A 19,953-nucleotide genomic window follows, 5' to 3' on the forward strand; every position below is an offset into this window, starting at 1 on the left:
GCCAGGTGCCTTGAAGAATATTCACACAACATTTCAGTCGAACTATGAAAAAAATTATTGTACTCGCCATTCTAATCTTGTTAGCAGCTTGTGGGCCTAGAGAGGATACGGCCGTGTCTACCACTCCATCCACTCCCCACATCCAAAACATCAGCCGCGCCGCTGCCGGAACCCTTTATTCCACCATTGACCAACTAGCGGCCAATCAACCAACCGGGAACCAACCGGCCATCAATCTGCTCATCGCTGCCAACGTAATTGCCTGGCTGGGGCTTTTGCTCTTTATCTGGCGCACGCGCCGTCAGTTAGGCGTAAGTCGTTGGGCATGGCAGGTAGCTGGGGGGGTGTTGGTGATGATTGTTTTGGCAACGGCCGTTTACCTCTTCACCAGCTTGCAAAACACACCACCTACTGCCCCCCTCGAATCCACAACCAGCTTGGCAGACCGGCTGGCACAGGCTGGTGCTATCCCTCCCTTGCAGTTGTCTGCCGCTGCCAACACCGAGGTCGAATTGGGACGTGCTCTGTTCTGGGACCCTATCCTTAGCGGCAACAAAGATATTGCCTGCGTCACCTGCCACCACCCCAATGAAGGCACCGGTGACGGACTGCCCTTGCCCATCGGCACGGGCGGGCAAGGGCTGGGGCCAACACGGGTGCTGCTGCCCACGGCACGGCAAATCCTCGTGCCGCGCAACGCCACGCCCATCTACAACCTGGGGCTGGATGGTATGGACGTGCTGTTTTGGGACGGCCGTGTTTCAGTCACACCAGACGGTCAGTTCAACAGCCCCGCCAACGATGACACGCCCCACAATCTGGCAAACGCCATTGCTGTGCAGGCGATGTTCCCCGTCACCTCGCGGGACGAAATGCGCGGTCACTCCGGCGACAACGACATTTTCGGCGAGCGCAACAGCCTCGGCACCATTCAAGACCACCAGTTCACTCTCATGTGGGAAGGGCTCATGGCCGACGTTTTGGCCGTGCCTGCTTACCAAGAGCTATTCCAGGCTGCCTACCCAAGTGTACCGTTAGACGAACTCACCTTTGCCCACGCTGCCAACGCCCTGGCCGCTTACCAGATGGACACCTTTACCTTTTTAGACAGTCCGTGGGATCGCTATTTGCAAGGGGATGAGACAGCACTGTCGCCAGAAGCATTGGCCGGAGCCGAGCTGTTTTACGGTGAAGCGGGCTGCGCCAGCTGCCACAGCGGCTCGCTGCTGAGCGACATGCAGTTCCATAACATTGGCGTGCCGCAAATTGGCCCAGGCAAAGGGAATGAAGCCCCGCTGGATTTCGGACGTGCCCGCGAAACAAGTAGCGACAGCGATCTGTTCGCCTTCCGCACGCCGCCGCTGCGCAACGTGGCCATCACCGGCCCCTGGATGCACAACGGCGCGTACAACTCGCTAGAAGTGGTCATTCGCCACCATCTAAATCCGCAAGAAGCCGTCGCAAATTATGATTTTGGGCAGCTATCGCCACTGGTTTTGGCAGAAGATTCGGGGGATACGGCCGTACACACCGCCGCCCTAAACGCCCCCTCCTTCGGCATGCCCACCCGCGAACTCACTAATGCAGAAATCGCTGCCCTGATTGCATTTTTAGAATCACTCACCTCCCCCACCGTCCTGGATTTAAGCCACACCATTCCCGATTCGGTACCCAGCGGCTTGCCGGTTGGTGGGGCAATTAACTAAGCTATAGGGGCGGTTCGCGAACCGTCCTTACGCACAATTTCAACAACACTTTCCAAAAATCAAAACAGGCAGAATAGCAGATGGATGACTTTGTATTTGGCTCACTTTCCACCACTGAAAAACGACTAAAATATTATCAGGAGTGGCGGCAAGGCGTGAAGCATCACAGCCAGATTTACCCCCGCGCGCCGCAGGCAAATGACGCACCCGAACTGACAGTCGTTGTGGGGCAGCCCCAACTCATTGACCGGATTGAGTGTGAGATGATGCTGCCAGAAACGGCCGTTTTCCCCTTCACGCGCGCCAAAACAGAGTGGGATTTACTCAACTGGCAATATTTGCAACATTGGCAAATTGCCCTACCGTCGCAACCAAATGGCACTCTGGTGCGCTACGTGATCAAAGCGTATCCTGCTGATGGCTCTGAGCCAATATTGGCCGACGACGGCGAGGTGTTTTCGTACTATGTTGGCCCCAGCGAGCCGCCTGCCTGGAGCCAGGATGCGATTGTGTACCAGATTTTTCCCGACCGATTTTATGTGGGAAACGGCCGTGCCTGGAACCCCACCCAATCCCTCAACGACATCTACGGCGGCACCCTGCGGGGCATCATCCAAAAGCTGGATTACATCGCCGAGATGGGCTTCAATGCCATATGGCTCAACCCCTTCTTCCCCGACGAGAGCCATCACGGCTACCATGCCTCAGACTATTTCAGCGTCAACCCTCGCCTGGGCAGCATGGACGACATTCAGGAATTGGTAAACACAGCCCACAGCAAGGGCATCCGCTTGCTGCTCGATTTTGTCGCCAACCATTGGGGCAGCGCCCACCATAGCTTCCAGGAAGCCATTCGCGATCCGCACAGCCCCTATGTCGATTGGTACCACTGGATAGATTATCCGGTGGATTACGAAACCTTTTTTGGCGTGATGGAACTACCTCAGGTCAACGTCAACAACCCCGACGTGCGCGACTATTTGCTGCGTAGCATCCGCTTTTGGCTGGCGGATATTGGCTTCGACGGCCTGCGCCTCGACTACGCCCTTGGCCCTACCCACGACTTTTGGACAGAATTACGCGCCACCGTCAAGCAAATCAAGCCAGACGCCTGGGTTTTTGGCGAAGTGGTCGAGACGCCTACCACGCTGCTGGGATACGAAGGTCGTCTGGACGGTTGCCTAGATTTCTCGCTAGAACAAGCCCTGCGAGACACCTTCGCCCTCCAGCGTATGACCATCTCTGAATTTGCCAGTTTCTTGATTAAGCACGAACGCTTCTTCCCAGAAACGTACAGTCGCCCCAGCTTTTTAGACAACCACGATATGAACCGTTTTTACTTTGCCACGGGCCACGACAAGCGCAAGCTGAAGCTGGCCGCCTTGTGCCAGTTCACGCTAGTCGGCCCGCCCATCATCTACAACGGCACCGAGGTGGGCGTACGCCAGCTCAGGAGCATGTCTGACCCCAACAGTGAGGGCATGGAGGAAAATCGTCAGCCGATGCTGTGGGGGGACGATCAAGATGCCGACATTCGGGAATATTTCCGCTGGCTGATCCAGTTCCGCAAGGCGCATCCGGCACTGCGCCACGGCCGTTCTAAAATCCTCCAGGCAGATGACCACACATTAGTCTATGCGCGGGTTCACGCCGAGGAAACAGTTTGGGTGGCGCTAAATGCAAGTGATGAGATGCGGAAGGTAACGGCCGTTTACCACAACCACCAGCACACCTTCACCCTGCAACCCTGGGCCGGAGACGTACACTGCTTTGAATAAAAAATATCACGCAAAGGCGCAAAGAAAAATTAAACATCTTTGTGCCTTTGCGTGAGCCATTCTCTGAAAAATGCTTGACAGGTCAACCAGATTCTTTATAATCCGGCGAAATTTACAAGGCGATAAACTTATCGCCCAATAAACGCAATGATCAGGACGAGTAAGGATTGAGCCTGTACCAGAGATTGGAGTGCCAGCGGCTGTAAGCCTCCAAAGCAAAGACAATCCCCAAAACCCCCTGAGAGCGACTGCCTGAACGATTATTAGAGTAAGGTAGCACGGCTGGCCCCGTTAACGGCCGTCTTGAGAGTAATTAGTATTCAGTAATCAGTTCTGAAAACTGATAACCAATTACTGGCCATTGGTTACTGAATTGGGTGGAACCGCGACGCCGTCGCCCCATGTGGGCAACGGCGTTTTTTATTTTTGGAGATAAGGAGATTTAATTATGGAGAAGAAAATTCCCGTCGGCATCCTCGCTGCCACTGGCTCAGTGGGTCAGCGTTTTATTCAACATTTGGTAGACCATCCCTGGTTTGAAATTAGTGCCCTCACTGGCTCAGCGCGTACAGCAGGACGGCCGTATGGCGAAGGTGTTAACTGGCTGCTGCCCGGTGACCCGCCCGCCACCGTCGCCAAGATGATTGTGCAGCCAACTGAGCCAAATCTAGAGCCACGCGTGCTCTTTTCGGCACTGCCCACAGCTCAGGCGCGTGAGCTAGAGCCGAAGTTTGCCCAAGCTGGCTACATCGTCCTTACTAACGCCTCGCCGTTCCGCATGGACCCGTGCGTGCCGCTGCTCATCCCAGAGGTGAATCCAGACCACACGGCACTCATCCCCCGCCAAAAAGAAGCGTACGGCTGGGACGGCTGGATTGTGGCCAATGCCAACTGCTCCACCACGAGCATCGTCCTGCCGTTGCAGATTTTGCATAAACGGTATGGGGTGGAAACGGCCGTTGTCACCACACTTCAAGCCATCTCCGGCGCAGGCTACCCCGGCGTCCCCTCACTAGACATCATGGACAACATCGTTCCCTACATCGGTGGGGAAGATGGCAAGCTGGAAACCGAACCCCGCAAGCTGTGCGGCACCTATGCCAACGGCGAAATTCAGATGGCCCCCTTCAAAGTGAGTGCCCAGGCCAACCGCGTGCCTGTCATAGACGGCCACTTGGGCAGCGTTTCCGTCAAGCTCAGCCAATCTGCCTCGGCTGAAGAAGTCATTGCGCTATTCAAAACCTGGCAGCCCCCCGACATCATCCGCGATCTGCCCACCATGCCCGACTCCGTCTTCATCTACCGACCCGAAGCCAATCGCCCTCAGCCCCGCCTGGATCGGGACGCAGGCAACGGGCTCGCCTGGACCGTCGGCGGCGTGCGGGATTGCCAGGTGAACGACATTCGCTTCCTTTCTATCACGCACAACACCCTGCGCGGCGCGGCCAGTGGCTCGGTTTTGAATGCAGAATTACTCGTGAAACAAGGACTCATCAAACCTGCTTAGACAAAATATAAAGAAAGAGTCTATCAACCTACGCCAAGTCAAGCACTCAGGTGATGAGTTTAGTTTAGGCGAATGCTTGCCCTCGACTTGTGAAATGTGGAATCCTCCAAGGCAATAAGTCAGCGAATATCCAGATCGGAGGAACTACATTATGAATTGGGTGCAGCATTTTAGCGGCCGTCCACAGCTTAAATTGGAACAATATCAAGGGGAACATATTTCCGAGTTGGAAAGCAGGCGCATTGGGGATTCTATCGCCCAGTTTCAACGAGGTGAATCTTCTGAAGCCAGAGATTTTCTTGAGAAGTCTCAAACCTTTTCCAGAAAATCAGGGAATCCAACTTTCTTTGAAGAATCCAAACTCTTTGTGCAAGAAGAGAACTATCATTCCTATCTTCTGGCAATCTTTATGAATCAATCAAATATTTGTATGGCCTCGGACGCTTGGGCAGATAACGTGTTCAGATGGATCAGATCATTTGGCGATATTGCCTGGTCGTCTCGTGTTTTATTAACGGCCGAAATCTTGGCTCAAGTTTATTATCCGGCACTGAAAGAAGCCACGTCATCATCGTTGTTGCGTGCAATTTGTGAACGAATTATTGAAGATGAGGAGTATCACATCTTGTTTCAAACAGAGCGCATTGCCCGTGTTTTGCAGCACCATAGTCGAATCTATCTGACAATCCATTCCCTTTTAGGTTTGAGTTTGTTTTTAGGGACGACTCTCGTTGTGTGGCTTGAGCACCGAAAAGTTTTGTCAAGCTCGCTTTCATTCCTAAACTATTTCAAGGCCAGTTTCGGTTACTATCGATTTGCAATGGCTCAATTGAGTAGCTTTCTCACAAGTCAGAAGCCCACTCTAGAAGATTTAGGATCATACGCCAAATAACCTGAGAGTGGTTTCAGGATTCTCTGATTCGTTGAAACTATTGACTCAACCCCTCAACAATCGTGTCTACATTGGCACGAAACATACCAATATAGTTATCTGCACCGCTGCCGGCCAGGCCAAGCGCGCCGGTGTAGAGCGGCACGACTTGCACTTCGTCGCACTCGTTTAGCTCACCTGCTACGGTTTGGGCTAAGGAATCGCTAACGGCCGTTTCCGTAAACATTGTGCAAATTCCCTGTCCTTCCATCGCAGCAATCAACGCCGTTAAATCGCTGGCCGACGGCTCAGCCAGGGTGCTGCTGCCAGGGATAACGGTTCCCAGAATGGTAAAGTCGTATTCGTGGGCAAAATAGGCCAACGAACTGTGGTTGGTAACCAAAAAGCGACGGTCTGCCGGAACTTGAGCCAGTTGAGTTTCGGCATACCCTTCTAGCTCAGCCAGTTCAGCCAGGTAAACGGTGGCGTTGCTTTCATAGGCGGCGGCGTTGGCCGGATCAAGATCGCTCAAAACCTGCGCCACATTTTCTACCCACTGCGCTACGTTATGAATACTGAGCCAAACGTGCGGATCGGCCCCGCTGTGTTCATGTTCCTCGCCCTCTGCTTCATCTTCGTCCTCATGGTCGTCTTCGCCAAAGGCCAGCGGCTCGATGTTGGCAGAGATGGGCAGCAGCGGCACGCCCGTCCCAATTTCCTCTAAATCGTGCACCAACGCTTCTTCCAAATCCCAGCCATTCACAAAGATGACGTGTGCGTCAGCAACGGCCGTTAACAATCGCGCACTCGGTTCAAAACTGTGCGGATCCTGCCCCGGCCCCATCAAAACGGTGAGATCGATGGCGTCGCCCCCCACCTGCGCCACCACATCGCCAATGATGCTGGTCGTGGCGACAACCTTGAGCGGCGCGCCGTCCAATGCGGCGGCGTCCAGCTCCGGCAAGGAGAGGTACTCGCCCTCATCAGCATGGTCGTCTTCGTGGTCGTGGCCATCTTCACCTTCTGCCACCTGTTCACTGTCATGATCGTCTGTGGCGGGTTCGGCCGTTTCGCCTCCACCAGAACAAGCCACCACCAACACGGCCCCAATTAAGAGCATCAGTATCCAAATTTGTTTATTTAGCTGCTTCATCATCACCCTCTTTTAATGAGATATTGTATCAAAAGGTATTTTGTATCAATTCTAGCAAGCTGTTTTTGATTGTCAAAAACAGCTTCCCCTCCCTGTGGGAGGGGATTGAGGGGAGGGGATTCAACCAAACCCGATTTTCCGGTATACTGGGCACAGTTCAGTCAGACAACCAGCAGCAGGAACCAACATGAGCAACGAAATCAAGGTCAACAATATTGAGAAAAGCGAAGGCATAGCCATCGGAGACGGTGCGCGCGTTGAAATTAACAAAACGTACGTACTGCCAGCTTACCGCCCGGACGCAGTGCACAATCTGCCCCCACCAAACCCGCATTTTATAGGACGCACAGAACAACTAGAGCAGATTGCCGCTAACTTTGCCAACACGGCCAACCCGCTGGTGGTGACGCAGGCGATTGCCGGACTGGGCGGCGTGGGCAAGACGCAGCTAGCACTGGCCTACGCCCACACCCACCGCGACCAGTACGACATGCTGTGGCTGCTGCGCGCCAGCGACACCCCCACGCTGGGCAACGAGCTGCGCCTGCTGGGTTTAACCCTGAAAATTGTTGAACAGAAAGAGACAGACGCGGAAATCATACGGACCAAGGTGTTGAACGAATTGAGCAGCAGTAAGAAACGGTGGCTGCTGCTCTATGACAATGTGGATGAACTGACTCCGCGCGACCTGCGCCCTTACCTGCCCAGCGGTGGGCGTCTGCTCATTACCAGCCGCCGCGCCGCGGCACATTGGCAAACGTTTGGACAGACGCTTTCTTTGGATACGTTTACCGAGGCGGAAGCAACTACTTTTTGGCAAGAACGCGAACTGCCCGACGCGCCAGAACTGGCAGATTTAAGCACAGAGCTGGGCTACCTGCCGCTGGCGATGGAACAGGCGGCAGCGTTTATGCAGGTACAGCAGCTGCCTGCCGCCGAATACCTGGCCTGGTTCCGCGAGGCGCGGGAGAGCTTGTGGAAAGAAGAAGAACCGCCCACAGATTACCCCAAGCCAGTAGCCGCGACGTGGCAGATTGGCTTTGAGCACGCCCGTCAGCGCAAAGGCGCGGCAGAGCTGCTCAATTTATGCTGCTTTTTAGACCCGGACGGGATACCGTTGGATTTGATTAAGCAAGTTGCTAGGTTAGAAACGCAAGAGGAGACAAAGCAGGTTGCGACACTGCAAGAAGTGGTGGCAGATGAGCGGCAGCTGCGGCTGGCACTAACGGCATTGCGCGACTACTCCCTGCTACACCAGGCGGAGGATGGCACCATAACGCTGCACCGGCTGGTGCAAACGGTGGCCCGTGACCGCATGGGCCGCGAACGCGCCCGCGCCTGGGTGGAACTGGTGGTAGATTTGCTGCGTAAGGTGTACCGCTATGACCAGCACGACCTGAGCACCTGGGCCGCCTGCGGTGACCTGCTGCCCCACCTGACCATCGCCACCGACCTAGCTGAACAGCACGGCTGCGAAACCAATAACACCGCCTCATTAAATAACTCAGCTGGGTTTTATATCAACTCGCGCGGCAGCTACGCTGCAGCCTTGCCGTTTTACGAACGCACCCTCGTCATTCGCGAAAAAGCCCTCGGCCCTGACCATCCGGATACTGCTCTCAGCCTCAACAATCTCGGCTCCTTGCTCCAAAATATGGGTGACCTAGCCGCTGCACGGCTGTATTTCAAACGCGCCCTCGCCATCAATGAAAAAGCCCTCGGCCCTGGCCATCCGGATACTGCCCACAGCCTCAATAATCTCGGCTCCTTGCTCCGCGCTATGGGTGACCTGGTCGCTGCACGGCCGTTCCTCGAACGTGCCCTCGCTATCAATGAAAAAGCCCTCGGCTCTGACCATCCCTACACTGCCCGAACCCTCGACGATCTCGGCTCCTTGCTCCAAAACATGGGTGACCTGACCATCGCACAGCCGCTCTATGAACGCGCCCTTGCCATCCGCGAAGATGTCCTCGGCTCCAGCCATCCTGATACCGCCCTCAGCCTCAATAATCTCGGCTCCTTGCTCCGCGCTATGGGTGACCTAGCCGCCGCACAGCTATTTTTCAAACGCGCCCTGACCATCACCGAAAAAAACCTCGGCCCCGACCATCCCACTACCGCTCGCAGTCTCAACAATCTCGGCTCTTTGCTCCAAGACATGGGAGACTTGGCCGCTGCACGGCCGTTTCTCGAACAGGCCTTCGCCATCACCGAAAAAACCCTCGGCTCCGACCATATTAACCTAGCTTTCAGTTTGAACAATTTGGGTATGTTGGCTTATACGGAAGGTGATTTTGAACAGGCACAAAATTATTTGGCACGGGCGCTAGCCATTTTTGAAAAAGCGTTAGGATCAGATCATCCCAACAGCAACGTCGTTCGCACCAACCTCGCCGCCATTGAGGCCAATATTTCCTCATAACAATTCATCATTGGTAGGGGCCAGGCAGGTGGCCGCAATCTAACAAATTACGCTGCTTGAATCTCTCCACCTGCCTTGCCCTTGCCCTTTTACATGGCAAACCATCTACCCATTGTGGCCTTTGGGCGAGGCGGTTGGTAGGGTTGTTTGGCCGCTGCTCGTTCATTAGTTGCCAACCGCCTCGCCCCTACCCACGTTGTGTGCGTTGTGATTATTTTGTCGGGTTTTGCAAATTCGTTACTCCCGACGGGCAGGCACGGGAACCTGCCCCTACCGCCAACCGTGGACGGATAACCGATGACCGTTCACCGCTTACGGGGCCACGGTCACGGGGTCAGCGTACCAGGTGGGCACCAATTGCACCCAACTATTGCCAATTTGCAGGGGGAAGGGACGGCCGTCGGCGGCGGTGATGGTGAGCAGGTCGTTGCGCCCTTCGCGGTGCCAGGTAATGGGATATTGCTGCCCGTCGCGCAAAATGAAACCAGTACCGCTGCCCCACAGCTGAATCTGCACGGAGAGATGGGTGCAGACGTCGTTGGTTATTTGCTCACAAATGGTGGCATCCTCCACGTGGAACGGGGCAATGACGACCACGTTGGCCGCACTCACCTGCTCGCCCGTGTTAGCGTCCAGCACCGGTTCCCCGGCGGCCCAGCGGAAGTAACGGCCCGCGGCCGCATCATAGCGCCATTCCACCAGTTCCCACTCATAATCCAGCGTGACTTGGCTGGCAGACGTGCCCCCGGCGGGCGGCTCGCTGGTAAAAGTAAGCAAGCCGTTGAAGTTGGGCGGCGTGTTGAGTCCCTGCGCCTCTAATCCCTGGCGGAAAATGTCGGGACGGCCGTACAAAGTGTGCTCAAACGGTTTATCCTCCCCGGTGCGGAAGTAGCCGGGATCGGCGGAGCGAATAATGCGGCTCTCGAAGTCGGAAGCGTTCAGCCGCTGGTTGACGCCAGTGCTCGCCCCGGAAAAGACGAGGGCGGCATCGTAAATGGCGGGCAGCTCCACGTCAATGAGCCGGGCACTGCGGATGGGGCCAACCAGCTCCGCCTCCTGACCGTACATGATGAGCGTGAAGCGGGTAATGTGCCCCTCAGCGGTGTGCTCAAACACCCAGTCGGCACTGTTGAGGCCAGCTTGGGGCCGCACGTAGCTGGGGGGCGCGTTGGAGATTTTGATGGCTAACGGCCGTCTTTGCAGCAAGGCAGGATCCATCACCAATTCACCAGTCAACGGGTTGCGGTCGGTGCCAAAATCGGCGGCGGTCAGTAAGCTCACGCCTTCGGCAGCAGGTTCGCTAGCCACCGTACTGGTGGCGGTGGGGGCAATGGTGGGCGGCGGGGGCAGCGTAGCTGGCGTGGTTGCCGTCTCGGTTGAGGCGGTGGTGGGCTGGGTGGATTCAGTGGAAACGGCCGTTGTCGGTGGTGGCGCAATCGGCGTGGCTGTGGCGGCTGGCTCACTGGTGCAAGCCACAGCCAGCCAGAAGACGGTTAGTAAAAGCATTATTTTTAGTCGCATATTTATTCATTCTCCTTTCCAACTAGACCCGCAAAAAGAAAACCTCCGACGGAGAAAATCCTGCCGGAGGTTGTTGCTGCGTGTCGTTACCTATTTTGGCTGCTTAGCTAAATCTTTGTCAAGCTGTTGCAGGGGGATCGGTGGGGAAACATCATGAATTTACGCACTGTTCAGATCGGGAATGTGGCGCAGCTTGTCTGGGTTGACAACGCTGTAAATATTTTGAATCTGATTATTGACAATCTCTAGCACAATGACCGTGAAGGGACGTCCGTCTACATAAATAATCACCCCCGGCTGGCCGTTAAAGACGGTAAATTGAGGCACGATACCTGGCGGAGCTTGCCGAGCCAATCCCAGCATAAAGCGGGCAACTTTATCGCGGCCAATAATTGGTTTGCGGGCGGCATGCACCTTGCCGCCGCCGTCTGACCATTCCACCACATCTTCCGCCAGCAGCGAAAACAGTTTGGCTGCATCGCCGTCGGTACACGCCTGGAAAAATTCGGCCGTAAGCTGCTGCGACGCTTCTGCTGAAGCCGCATAGCGGGGGCGATGGGTTTGCAAATGCTGTTTGGCGCGACGCACAAGCTGACGGCAAGCGGCTTCGCTCTTGTTTACCATTCTGGCAATGTCGGCGTAGCCGTAATCGAACACTTCTCGCAGTAAATAAACAGCCCGTTCGGTTGGGGAAAGATTTTCCAGCAAGACCAAAAAGGCAATGGAGATCGATTCAGACAAGATGATGGCTCCTTCGGTGGAAACGGCCGTCTCCTCAGAAGCAGCCGAGGTTGGCAGAGGCTCTGGCAACCACGGGCCTACATAACTTTCCCGCTGCACCCGTGCCGAACGCAAAAAATCCAAACAGAGGCGTGTGATGATGGTTGCCAACCAGGACTTTGGCGACTCAATCTGGACAGGTGACGCTTTTTGCCAGCGCAGGTACGCCTCCTGCACCATATCTTCGGCATCCATCACGCTGCCCAACATGCGGTAGGCAATGGCAAACAGATAGGCGCGGTAGGTGTCGAACAATGTTGGATCACTCATTGTGCTGAATCATTCTCATCAAACGGCCGTTTCCAGGCGCGGCCGACCATACTTTTGCTGTAGCCAATCTGCCCAGGTGACACTGCCAGACGGCCGTTCAGGAACGGTATTGTATCCTGCCCGAAAGCCCGCCCCAACCTTGCCCGGCAGCGGCAAACGCCACACTCTGCGGGAAAACGGCTGGTGCGCCAGCCAGGGCTGTACAAGCTCGCCCGCACGCTGCACCACAGGGCCACCCAGGTCTGGCAAACGACCAACCGGGCCAGCTCCTACAGCTTGCACCATCACATCGGCCACCTCACCCGGATCAATTAGCTGAAACTGAAACTCGGCAGGCAGCATCATGATGGGCAGCTTAGCCAATCCGTGAAAAAACATATCAAGCAAGGAATGAAACTGCGTTGCCCGCAAAATCGTCCAGGGAACATCTGCTGCTTCAATTAGATTCTCCGCAGCCAATTTATGCTGATAGTAGCTAAAGGGGATGCGATCAATGCCCACAATGGAGATATAAAAGAAATGATCAACGCTGGCTTTTTTAGCCATTTGCAGTAGATGGGCAGTTCCTTCTACATCCACCTGCCGCGTCTGCCCAAAGGCAGCACTGGCCGCATGGATAACGCAATTTACATCTTCAAACGCCTTCACCCAGCCACGCTTACTCACAAAATCAGCCTGTACCCATTCCACCTGCGGATCCAGCTTTTGGGCTTGCTCCACCGGGCGACGGCTGGTACCACGCACATCATAGCCTGCTGCTATCAGTCGCGGGCGCAACTGTTTTCCTAACTCACCCGTTGCGCCAGTTATCAATATTTTTGTCATCACAACCTCCAAATTACGGAATTTACTCTCTTCTGTAACAGGAGACGAAGCAGACGGCCGTTTTGTGACATTATTACAATTTTTCGTTTAAACATCCTATTCAAGCCTTGCTGGGTTTAGCGCGTGACGATTCCACAATTTTCGGGTTTAATACCTTGCAACAACTAGCAGTAACCAAACCAAGCAAAAGCGCGTTGAGGAGCAGAATATGCAAAAGCGATACGGCCGTATCATCGGTTGGGGCGCGTATGTCCCAGAAAAAGTGCTGACAAACCACGATCTGGAGAGAATGGTAGACACCAGCCATGAATGGATTGTACAGCGCACAGGCATTCACCAGCGGCACATCGCCGCGCCAGATGAGACCAACGCCACAATGTCGGTTGAAGCCGCCCGTCGCGCTTTGCAAAAAGCCAATCTAAAAGCTACCGATTTAGACCTGATCATCGTGGCTACCACCACAGGCGACCACATCACCCCGGCAGTTTCCAGCCAGGTACAGCATATGCTGGGCGCAACGAACGTGCCGGCCTTTGTGCTGGCCAATGGCTGCACGGGCTTTTTATATGCCCTCACCACTGCCCAGCAGTTTATCAACGGCGGCGTTTACGAAAACATTCTCATCATCGGTTCGGAGCTGCTCAGTCGCTTTATTGATTGGAAAGACCGCAGCACCTGTGTCCTTTTTGGCGATGCAGCGGGGGCGTTTGTGATGCAAGCCAGCAGCGAGCCATGCGGTCTCACGGGCTTCGACATGGGTTCGGACGGCAGCGGCAGCAAGCATATCATGGCCCAGGCAATGGGGTCGGCTGAGCCAGTGGGGGCCTCTACTTTTGCGGAAGGTCGGCATTACATTCGCATGAACGGCCGTGAGGTATTCAAATTTGCCACCCGCATTTTGGGCAGAACTTGCCAGCACAGTTTGGCACAAGCTGGCCTCACGTTGGACGATATTGATCATATCGTGCCGCACCAAGCCAATTTACGCATCATCCAGGCAGCCGCACGGGGAATGGGTTTGCCAATGTCGCGGTTCCTGGTGAAGGTGCATAAATATGGCAACACGTCCGCCGCGTCCATTCCAGTAGCCATTTGTGATGGGTTGGATGCTGGGGAAATCAGCGTGGAGGATCGGCTGCTGCTGGTGAGCTTTGGCTCCGGGCTAACCTGGGCTTCGGCCGTGCTGCAGATGGCTCCTGCCAAGCCACAGCAGGTTTACAGCAACGGCGCAACGGCTCCAGCCATTGCTGAATTGGTGACGGCTTAGAGGTTCGTGGCTGCATTGACAGCCGTCCGGCAATGGCTATAATTGCCAACGTATTTAGCCCAAGTGGCGGAATTGGCATACGCGGCAGGTTGAGGGCCTGTGCCCTTATGGGCGTGGAGGTTCGAGTCCTCTCTTGGGCATACAAACGCTAGCACAATGTGCTGGCGTTTTTGTTTTTTTGCCGGGAACAGGCATGAATTTTATCCTTCGCAGCTACTCATTTTTGGAAACGGCCGTCTTCCCACAAAATCCGCTGCAAACCCTCTTGTAAATTAACCAATGGCCGAAACCCCAACAACTGCTGTGCTCGGCTGATGTCTGCTACCAGGCGCGGCACCCCGCCCTCTTTCTGCTGGTTACGCAGTTGATTCACTTGCTTACCGCTCACCTGCTCAATCTGCGCCACCAACTCTGTCAAGCTGGTTTCAATGCCGCTGCCAATGTTGATCACCTGCCGATTAATCACCTTGGCAGTGGCGGCAGCTTGTAACGCCGCCACGACATCTGTCACATAGACAAAATCGCGGGTTTGCTGCCCGTTGCCATATAGCACAACGGACCCGCCTGTGAGTGCCTGATGCAAAAAGCGTGGCACAACGGGCGCATGGGAAACAGGCAGGCTTTGGCGTGGCCCATACGCATTGAAGATGCGCAATGCCACCGTCTCAATGTCCCACAAACGGCCAATGGTGTGTATATATTGCTCGGCAGCCCATTTACTAACGGCGTATGGGGAGTCTGGGTTGGGCTGGTCGTTTTCATGGACAGGTTGGGTGGGCAAACGGCCGTACACCGCCCCCGATGATGTAAATACCACCCGGCGCACGCCCGTGTCTCGCATCGCCTCCATCAGGCTCACCGTGCCGCCCACATTCACAGCGTTGTACGCCTGCGGATGGAGCACCGACTCTGCCACAGAGACGCGTGCTGCCAAGTGATATACACAGTCCACATCTCTCAACAAAGACCAGAGCAATGGAATACTGGTAATGTCTCCTTGAGTAAACTGAATGTAGCCACGAAGCAAGCTGGCATCACCGCTGCTCAGATCGTCTAAAACAGCCACAGCATGGCCATCTGCAGCCAGCTTGTTGGCTAACGCCGAGCCTAAAAACCCAGCACCCCCCGTTACTAAAAATCTCATGTCGTCTCTCAACAAACAAGAAAGCCCCACCTGAATTCAGGCGGGGCTTCAGATTGTCTTTGTACTGTATGTGACTAATACTCAAGCAGTTCGTCTACACGCCCTTCAATATCTGGCTCATCAAAATCCCCCTCCTTGGCCCAAGCAGAAAGCTCAATGGAGAAGTTTTCAAAGTAACTTTGTGGCGGTAGTGAACCAGCTCCGTACTGCATTTCCTTGATTTCCGCATTGATGATGAGCGTCGCCGTTTCCAACACAATCACTTCGTTTTCGCGGGCCAGCACGGGTTCACCTTTTGGTGCTAGCTTGGCTTTCAGGGCCTCGTCAAAGAAGGCGTGATCGCTCATCACCACCTTGGTAATCGTGCGGATGTCGTTCTTATCAAACAGCCATACTTCCAGAGCAGTAACGTTTTTAGGCGTATCGCTGCCAATTGATTCGGCAATGCCCACACCACACTCACCCAGGAATTCGCCGCCGGAATTTTCAATGCTGAACGAGTCATCGTAGTTGTCACGGCCGTATACGTAGTCACTTTGGAAACGCGCAATTGGCACGGCACTGACGCCTTCTTCACTCACCATTGTGGGGGCACTTTCTGGCATATTATCGGTGTAAATATCCACATTGTCATCTTCAGCCATCATGCTGTTACGCCGATTGAGCACGGCAACGATGCCAGCACCAACCAGTGCCAGAACCAGAAGCAGAGCCAAAATAGTACCTAGATTGGAATCATCTTCTGCAGGGGTGGGAACTTCGGGCAAAGCACCATCTGCAGGGAGCGCGCCACAGGCTTGTCCGCCCGTCTGCACCATCGCAATGGCGTCCAGACGCTGCTGGGCAGCAGGGTCAGCAGTACGGCCTCGGAGCTCGCAAATAGCTTCTGAAGAATTGGGCCAGGAGCGAAGTGCATTGGTCACTAAACCAGTGTTGCCGGGCTGGTAAGAATAAGCATCCGCGATGGTTTGCAAATACACATCTCGCTCAGCCTGTTCTAAATCTGCGGGGCCTGCGCCTGTCCATTCTACGGGGAAAAGATACCAGCCAAAGAGAGTTTGACCGATAATGAGGCCAACAATAAAAGCAATTAGGACGGATAGTCCGGGTCTTTCCTTTATAAAATCCATGTGGCACCTGCCTTCTATTGCCCCCAATTTGGGACATTACGAAAATGACATAACATCCCCTCTGCAATTCGTATCTTACCATAACTAATACTTGCGTCAAGTTAAGCAAACCACGGAAACTCCTCTGAAATGCAAATCCCGATTTCGCAGTGGTTTGCTTATGTGAATGCTTTTTCTTTGTTTTTGGCTGTGGTATACTTTTTTAAGGTAACCAGTGGCACCAGCGGGGATTTAGGGTACGGCCGTTCCACCCAATTCCCCCAAATTCTACGCCAACTGTTCGGAGAATTAACGCTGTGAAACATTTTCTTAGCATCGCTGATTTAACCCCCGACGAACTGCACAACCTGCTTGACTTAGCCCTTTCATTGAAACAAGAATGGCAAAATGGCTGCAACCAGCCATTGCTGCAAGGCAAAAGTCTGGCTCTCGTCTTCCAAAAGCCGTCGCTGCGCACCCGCGTCTCGTTTGAGATGGGCATGGTGCATTTGGGTGGGTATGCGCTTTACCTATCGCCTAACGAGATTAAGATGGGCGGACGTGAAAGCGTCGCGGATGTTGCCCGCGTGCTGTCTGGCTACGTGGATGGCATTATGGCCCGCGTATTTGACCATGAGCATATTTTGGGATTGGCGGCGCATGGCTCTGTTCCCGTCATTAATGGATTATCTGATTACAACCATCCAGCCCAGGCATTGGCCGACATTTTTACCGTGCTGGAAGCCAAGAAAAAGCTCGAAGGGCTTAAAATGGTCTATGTGGGGGATGGTAATAATGTGGCGCGGTCATTACTATTTACCTGCATGAAAGTTGGTATGCACTTTGCCATTGCCACCCCACCTAACTACACGCTCAATGAAGATGATTATGTCTTGGGACGCAACTTTAGCACCGCAGGCGCATCTATAGAGGTGCATGAAGATCCCAACAAAGCCGTAGCCGATGCAGATATTATTTACACAGATGTGTGGACGAGTATGGGGCAAGAAGAGGAAACGGCCGCTCGCCTCAAAGTTTTCCCCCCGTACCAAGTCAATCAGCAATTGGTCAATTTGGCTAAGCCCGATTGTTTGGTGATGCACTGCTTGCCTGCGCATCGTGGTGAAGAAATTACTGATGAAGTCGCCGACGGCCCGAACTCGATTCTGTTCCCGCAGGCCGAAAATCGTATGCACGCCCAGAAAGCTATTCTGGTTGAACTGCTAGGCAAAAAATAACAATTAGCTAGATTGGACCAGTAAAGAGAAACAGGGCAGCCTAATAACTGTAAACTGATTACTGAATACCATCGTGGAGGCTTTGGCATGGCAGGAAACCGTGCCCGATTCGAAGAAGCATTAAACCGAGGTCATTCCCATAGCTGGGATCAAAAATGGCAAGAAGCGATCCAGGAATTTCAGATCGCTATTCGGGAAATTGCCAATGAGCCAGCACCGTACGCCGGGCTGGGTATGGCCTATTTGGAGCTAAACCAGCTACAAGACGCGCTGGAGAATTACAAGCTGGCTGCACGCTTCTCTCGCGGAGACGTCATTTACCTGCGTCAGGTAGCCGACGTGCAAGAGCGGCTGGGGCAATATGGTGAAGCTGGCAAAACCTACATGGCCATCGGTGAAATTGAGCTAAATCGGCGGCGACTGACCGAAGCAATGGACAACTGGAACCGTGCCGTGCGGCTGGAACCAGATTTGCTCCGCGCCCATCAGCGGCTGGCTTCCATTTACGAGCGGCAAGGCTCAGTGCATAATGCCATTCGGGAATATTTGGCCATCGCCCGCATCCTCAATGCGCAAGGGGAATCGGAAAACGCGCTGCAAGCGTGCCAGCTGGCTCTAAAGCTGGACCCACGCAATGCCGAAGTGCTAACAGCAATCGAGCAAATCCGCAGTGGTGAAAAGCTGGCTGGCGAATCAGACTCTCCTACTTATCAATCCTCAGACAGCATTAGCGAAGTGGCCCAGCATATGGCCGCTGCGCTGCAAGAAAAAGAAGGCAGCAGCAACGGCAAGGTGACGGACGCGGCCAGCCCTGTACAAGATGCCCGTCGGTTGGCGTCTGAGAAGCTGGCCGAAGATTTGTTTGGTGACGGGGATTTGGAGCTGAACGCGCAAACGCTTCAGCTAACCACGCTCATCAGCAAGGCTCTGGATTTCCAGACGCGGAACATGACCAATGAGGCAATTAGTGCCTATGAAGAGGCGATGGGGCTGGGCTTGGACAATACGGCCGCACATTTCAACCTCGGCCTGCTGTACCAGGACAAACTCCGCTTCGAGGACGCGGTGCGGGAATTTGAGCTTTCGGTAAAAGATCATGATTTCCGGCTGGCCAGCCACTTTTCGTTGGGCGAATGCCATCGAGCCAGGGGACGCATTGAAAAAGCGTTGGAACATTTCATCAATGTGCTGAAAATTGTGGATTTGGCGACCGTGCAGCACAGCCAAGCAGACCGCCTCATTGAACTATACGAAAACCTAGCTGATAGTTTGATGGCTCAGGGGGAACGGGATCAGGCGTCTGCTTTTGCCAACGCATTGGTAGAGTTCTTGAGCCACAAAGGGTGGGAGGACAAAGCCAAGGATGCACGAGGTCGCCTGGATGCTATTTCGGACTCTGGCATGATGATCTTGGGTGACATGCTGACGGCTGGCTCTGAGCAGGTTTTGGAATCGCTTTATTTGAGCCAGGAATATGCGAGACGCGGCATGTATGATACGGCCGTCGAGGAAACCTACCGGGCCATTCAGCTTTCCAACGATTATTTGCCTGCGCACATCCAGTTGGGTGAGCTGCTGGGTAAACAAGGCCGCCGCGAAACGGCCGCACAGAAATTCATGACGGTTGCCGACACTTACCGCAATCGTGGCGATGTGAATGGCTCCATTATCTCTTACGAGAAGGCAGTGGAAATGACGCCGCTTGATTTGCCTGCACGAGGCCGCCTGATCGACATGCTTAAGCAGCACGGCCAAATTGATCGCGCACTGGACCATTATTTGGCAGTTGGCGATGCTTATTACCAATTGGCGCAGGTAGACAAAGCTCGTGACACCTATCAAGAAGCACTTAAATTAGCACCACGTGGCACAGAGGACCAAAATTGGAAAGTGCGCTTTTTGCGGCTGGCAGCTGAAATCGATATGCAGCGGTTCGATTGGCGACGTGCTTTAACAGCCTACAAAGAGCTGCGGGTACTCGACCCCAATGATGAGCGTACAGCCATCACCCTGGTTGATTTATATTACAAGGTTGGGCAGCCGATCAATGCCGTTGGTGAGCTGGATAATTACCTGAAGCAGTTGGTACGTAGCGGCCGAGGAGCCAAAGTGGTTGGCATTTTGGAAGATATGGTGCGACAACGGCCGTCTGACAAGAATCTGATTGATCGCCTCTCTCGCCTTTATTTGCAGCAAAAACGGCAAGCAGACGCCATTGAGCTGCTAGACAAGCTGGGTGAAGCTCAGCTCGAAGCCAATGAAACCCAGGCAGCTTACCGAACCATCGAGAAAATCCTGGCACTAAATCCCCCTAATGCGGCCAGCTATCGGCAGTTGTTAGCCCAATTACGGCCGTAACCGC

15 protein-coding genes, 1 tRNA gene and 1 other annotated feature are annotated in these 19,953 nt (G+C 54.2%); of the genes, 10 read left to right on the forward strand and 6 right to left on the reverse strand.

From position 1 onward, the window contains the following. The first annotated feature begins 44 nt into the window (after positions 1 to 44). The 4 genes from ACOQPU_RS15040 to ACOQPU_RS15055 all read left to right on the forward strand — a co-directional run bounded on the left by ACOQPU_RS15040 (position 45) and on the right by ACOQPU_RS15055 (position 5,883). A complete protein-coding gene (locus ACOQPU_RS15040; RefSeq protein ID WP_420640650.1) occupies positions 45 to 1,706 on the forward strand; it encodes a cytochrome-c peroxidase in 1,662 nt (553 codons plus the stop codon). An 80-nt stretch (positions 1,707 to 1,786) separates the two neighbouring features. Then, positions 1,787 to 3,484, forward strand: a complete 1,698-nt coding sequence (locus ACOQPU_RS15045; protein ID WP_420640651.1) for an alpha-amylase family glycosyl hydrolase — start codon at positions 1,787 to 1,789, stop codon at positions 3,482 to 3,484. 138 nt (positions 3,485 to 3,622) lie between these two features. Next, positions 3,623 to 3,889, forward strand: a binding site (T-box leader). A gap of 43 nt (positions 3,890 to 3,932) precedes the next feature. Next, on the forward strand, positions 3,933 to 4,991 hold the full coding sequence (asd, locus tag ACOQPU_RS15050; protein WP_420640652.1) for an aspartate-semialdehyde dehydrogenase: 1,059 nt from the start codon (positions 3,933 to 3,935) through the stop codon (positions 4,989 to 4,991). A 151-nt stretch (positions 4,992 to 5,142) separates the two neighbouring features. Further along, entirely contained in the window at positions 5,143 to 5,883 is a 741-nt protein-coding gene (locus ACOQPU_RS15055) for a hypothetical protein (protein WP_420640653.1), read from the forward strand. A gap of 37 nt (positions 5,884 to 5,920) precedes the next feature. Here the strand turns inward: ACOQPU_RS15055 and ACOQPU_RS15060 are convergent, their stop codons facing one another. Beyond that, complete coding sequence (locus tag ACOQPU_RS15060) at positions 5,921 to 7,018, reverse strand: metal ABC transporter solute-binding protein, Zn/Mn family (RefSeq protein ID WP_420640654.1); 1,098 nt, start codon at positions 7,016 to 7,018, stop codon at positions 5,921 to 5,923. A gap of 184 nt (positions 7,019 to 7,202) precedes the next feature. Between ACOQPU_RS15060 and ACOQPU_RS15065 the strand changes: the two genes are divergently transcribed. After that, on the forward strand, positions 7,203 to 9,437 hold the full coding sequence (locus ACOQPU_RS15065) for a tetratricopeptide repeat protein (protein ID WP_420640655.1): 2,235 nt from the start codon (positions 7,203 to 7,205) through the stop codon (positions 9,435 to 9,437). 312 nt (positions 9,438 to 9,749) lie between these two features. On the opposite strand, the gene ACOQPU_RS15070 is transcribed toward ACOQPU_RS15065, so the two are convergent. From ACOQPU_RS15070 to ACOQPU_RS15080, 3 genes are all read right to left on the reverse strand, one after another. Further along, entirely contained in the window at positions 9,750 to 10,958 is a 1,209-nt protein-coding gene (locus tag ACOQPU_RS15070; RefSeq protein ID WP_420640656.1) for a DUF3048 domain-containing protein, read from the reverse strand. Positions 10,959 to 11,117: 159 nt separating this feature from the next. After that, complete coding sequence (locus ACOQPU_RS15075) at positions 11,118 to 12,008, reverse strand: RNA polymerase sigma-70 factor (RefSeq protein WP_420640657.1); 891 nt, start codon at positions 12,006 to 12,008, stop codon at positions 11,118 to 11,120. Positions 12,009 to 12,026: 18 nt separating this feature from the next. Next, complete coding sequence (locus tag ACOQPU_RS15080; RefSeq protein ID WP_420640658.1) at positions 12,027 to 12,833, reverse strand: SDR family oxidoreductase; 807 nt, start codon at positions 12,831 to 12,833, stop codon at positions 12,027 to 12,029. Between the two features lie 208 nt (positions 12,834 to 13,041). Between ACOQPU_RS15080 and ACOQPU_RS15085 the strand changes: the two genes are divergently transcribed. Both ACOQPU_RS15085 and ACOQPU_RS15090 read left to right on the forward strand, forming a co-directional pair. Continuing rightward, positions 13,042 to 14,100: a beta-ketoacyl-ACP synthase III gene (locus tag ACOQPU_RS15085; protein WP_420640659.1), complete on the forward strand. Its 1,059-nt coding sequence runs from the start codon at positions 13,042 to 13,044 to the stop codon at positions 14,098 to 14,100. 57 nt (positions 14,101 to 14,157) lie between these two features. Continuing rightward, positions 14,158 to 14,240 (forward strand) — tRNA-Leu (locus ACOQPU_RS15090). Between the two features lie 77 nt (positions 14,241 to 14,317). Here ACOQPU_RS15090 and ACOQPU_RS15095 read toward each other — a convergent pair. Together ACOQPU_RS15095 and ACOQPU_RS15100 are read right to left on the reverse strand one after the other, a co-directional pair. Beyond that, positions 14,318 to 15,244, reverse strand: coding sequence for an NAD-dependent epimerase/dehydratase family protein (locus tag ACOQPU_RS15095; protein ID WP_420640660.1), 927 nt, complete (start codon positions 15,242 to 15,244; stop codon positions 14,318 to 14,320). 74 nt (positions 15,245 to 15,318) lie between these two features. Then, complete coding sequence (locus ACOQPU_RS15100; protein WP_420640661.1) at positions 15,319 to 16,374, reverse strand: hypothetical protein; 1,056 nt, start codon at positions 16,372 to 16,374, stop codon at positions 15,319 to 15,321. A 129-nt stretch (positions 16,375 to 16,503) separates the two neighbouring features. Between ACOQPU_RS15100 and ACOQPU_RS15105 the strand changes: the two genes are divergently transcribed. The 3 genes from ACOQPU_RS15105 to ACOQPU_RS15115 all read left to right on the forward strand — a co-directional run bounded on the left by ACOQPU_RS15105 (position 16,504) and on the right by ACOQPU_RS15115 (position 19,949). Further along, positions 16,504 to 16,674, forward strand: a complete 171-nt coding sequence (locus ACOQPU_RS15105) for a hypothetical protein (protein ID WP_420640662.1) — start codon at positions 16,504 to 16,506, stop codon at positions 16,672 to 16,674. Then, positions 16,662 to 17,591: an ornithine carbamoyltransferase gene (gene argF, locus ACOQPU_RS15110; protein WP_420645846.1), complete on the forward strand. Its 930-nt coding sequence runs from the start codon at positions 16,662 to 16,664 to the stop codon at positions 17,589 to 17,591. Before ACOQPU_RS15105 ends, argF begins: the two co-directional genes overlap by 13 nt. Positions 17,592 to 17,678: 87 nt before the next feature. After that, complete coding sequence (locus ACOQPU_RS15115) at positions 17,679 to 19,949, forward strand: tetratricopeptide repeat protein (RefSeq protein ID WP_420640663.1); 2,271 nt, start codon at positions 17,679 to 17,681, stop codon at positions 19,947 to 19,949. Positions 19,950 to 19,953 lie beyond the last annotated feature (4 nt).

This window comes from Candidatus Leptofilum sp., from assembly GCF_965223285.1.
In the GTDB taxonomy this organism is placed as follows: Bacteria; Chloroflexota; Anaerolineae; order Promineifilales; family Promineifilaceae; genus Leptofilum.

Excerpts from the sequence above, each read along its gene's own strand:
- ACOQPU_RS15115 (WP_420640663.1), top strand. The coding sequence starts at position 17,679 with ATGGCAGGAAACCGTGCCCGATTCGAAGAAGCATTAAACCGAGGTCAT.
- ACOQPU_RS15045 (WP_420640651.1), top strand. The coding sequence starts at position 1,787 with ATGGATGACTTTGTATTTGGCTCACTTTCCACCACTGAAAAACGACTA.
- ACOQPU_RS15080 (WP_420640658.1), bottom strand. The coding sequence starts at position 12,833 with ATGACAAAAATATTGATAACTGGCGCAACGGGTGAGTTAGGAAAACAG.
- ACOQPU_RS15085 (WP_420640659.1), top strand. The coding sequence starts at position 13,042 with ATGCAAAAGCGATACGGCCGTATCATCGGTTGGGGCGCGTATGTCCCA.
- ACOQPU_RS15075 (WP_420640657.1), bottom strand. The coding sequence starts at position 12,008 with ATGAGTGATCCAACATTGTTCGACACCTACCGCGCCTATCTGTTTGCC.
- ACOQPU_RS15070 (WP_420640656.1), bottom strand. The coding sequence starts at position 10,958 with ATGCGACTAAAAATAATGCTTTTACTAACCGTCTTCTGGCTGGCTGTG.
- ACOQPU_RS15105 (WP_420640662.1), top strand. The coding sequence starts at position 16,504 with ATGCAAATCCCGATTTCGCAGTGGTTTGCTTATGTGAATGCTTTTTCT.
- ACOQPU_RS15040 (WP_420640650.1), top strand. The coding sequence starts at position 45 with ATGAAAAAAATTATTGTACTCGCCATTCTAATCTTGTTAGCAGCTTGT.
- ACOQPU_RS15060 (WP_420640654.1), bottom strand. The coding sequence starts at position 7,018 with ATGATGAAGCAGCTAAATAAACAAATTTGGATACTGATGCTCTTAATT.
- ACOQPU_RS15100 (WP_420640661.1), bottom strand. The coding sequence starts at position 16,374 with ATGGATTTTATAAAGGAAAGACCCGGACTATCCGTCCTAATTGCTTTT.
- ACOQPU_RS15095 (WP_420640660.1), bottom strand. The coding sequence starts at position 15,244 with ATGAGATTTTTAGTAACGGGGGGTGCTGGGTTTTTAGGCTCGGCGTTA.
- ACOQPU_RS15065 (WP_420640655.1), top strand. The coding sequence starts at position 7,203 with ATGAGCAACGAAATCAAGGTCAACAATATTGAGAAAAGCGAAGGCATA.
- asd (WP_420640652.1), top strand. The coding sequence starts at position 3,933 with ATGGAGAAGAAAATTCCCGTCGGCATCCTCGCTGCCACTGGCTCAGTG.
- ACOQPU_RS15055 (WP_420640653.1), top strand. The coding sequence starts at position 5,143 with ATGAATTGGGTGCAGCATTTTAGCGGCCGTCCACAGCTTAAATTGGAA.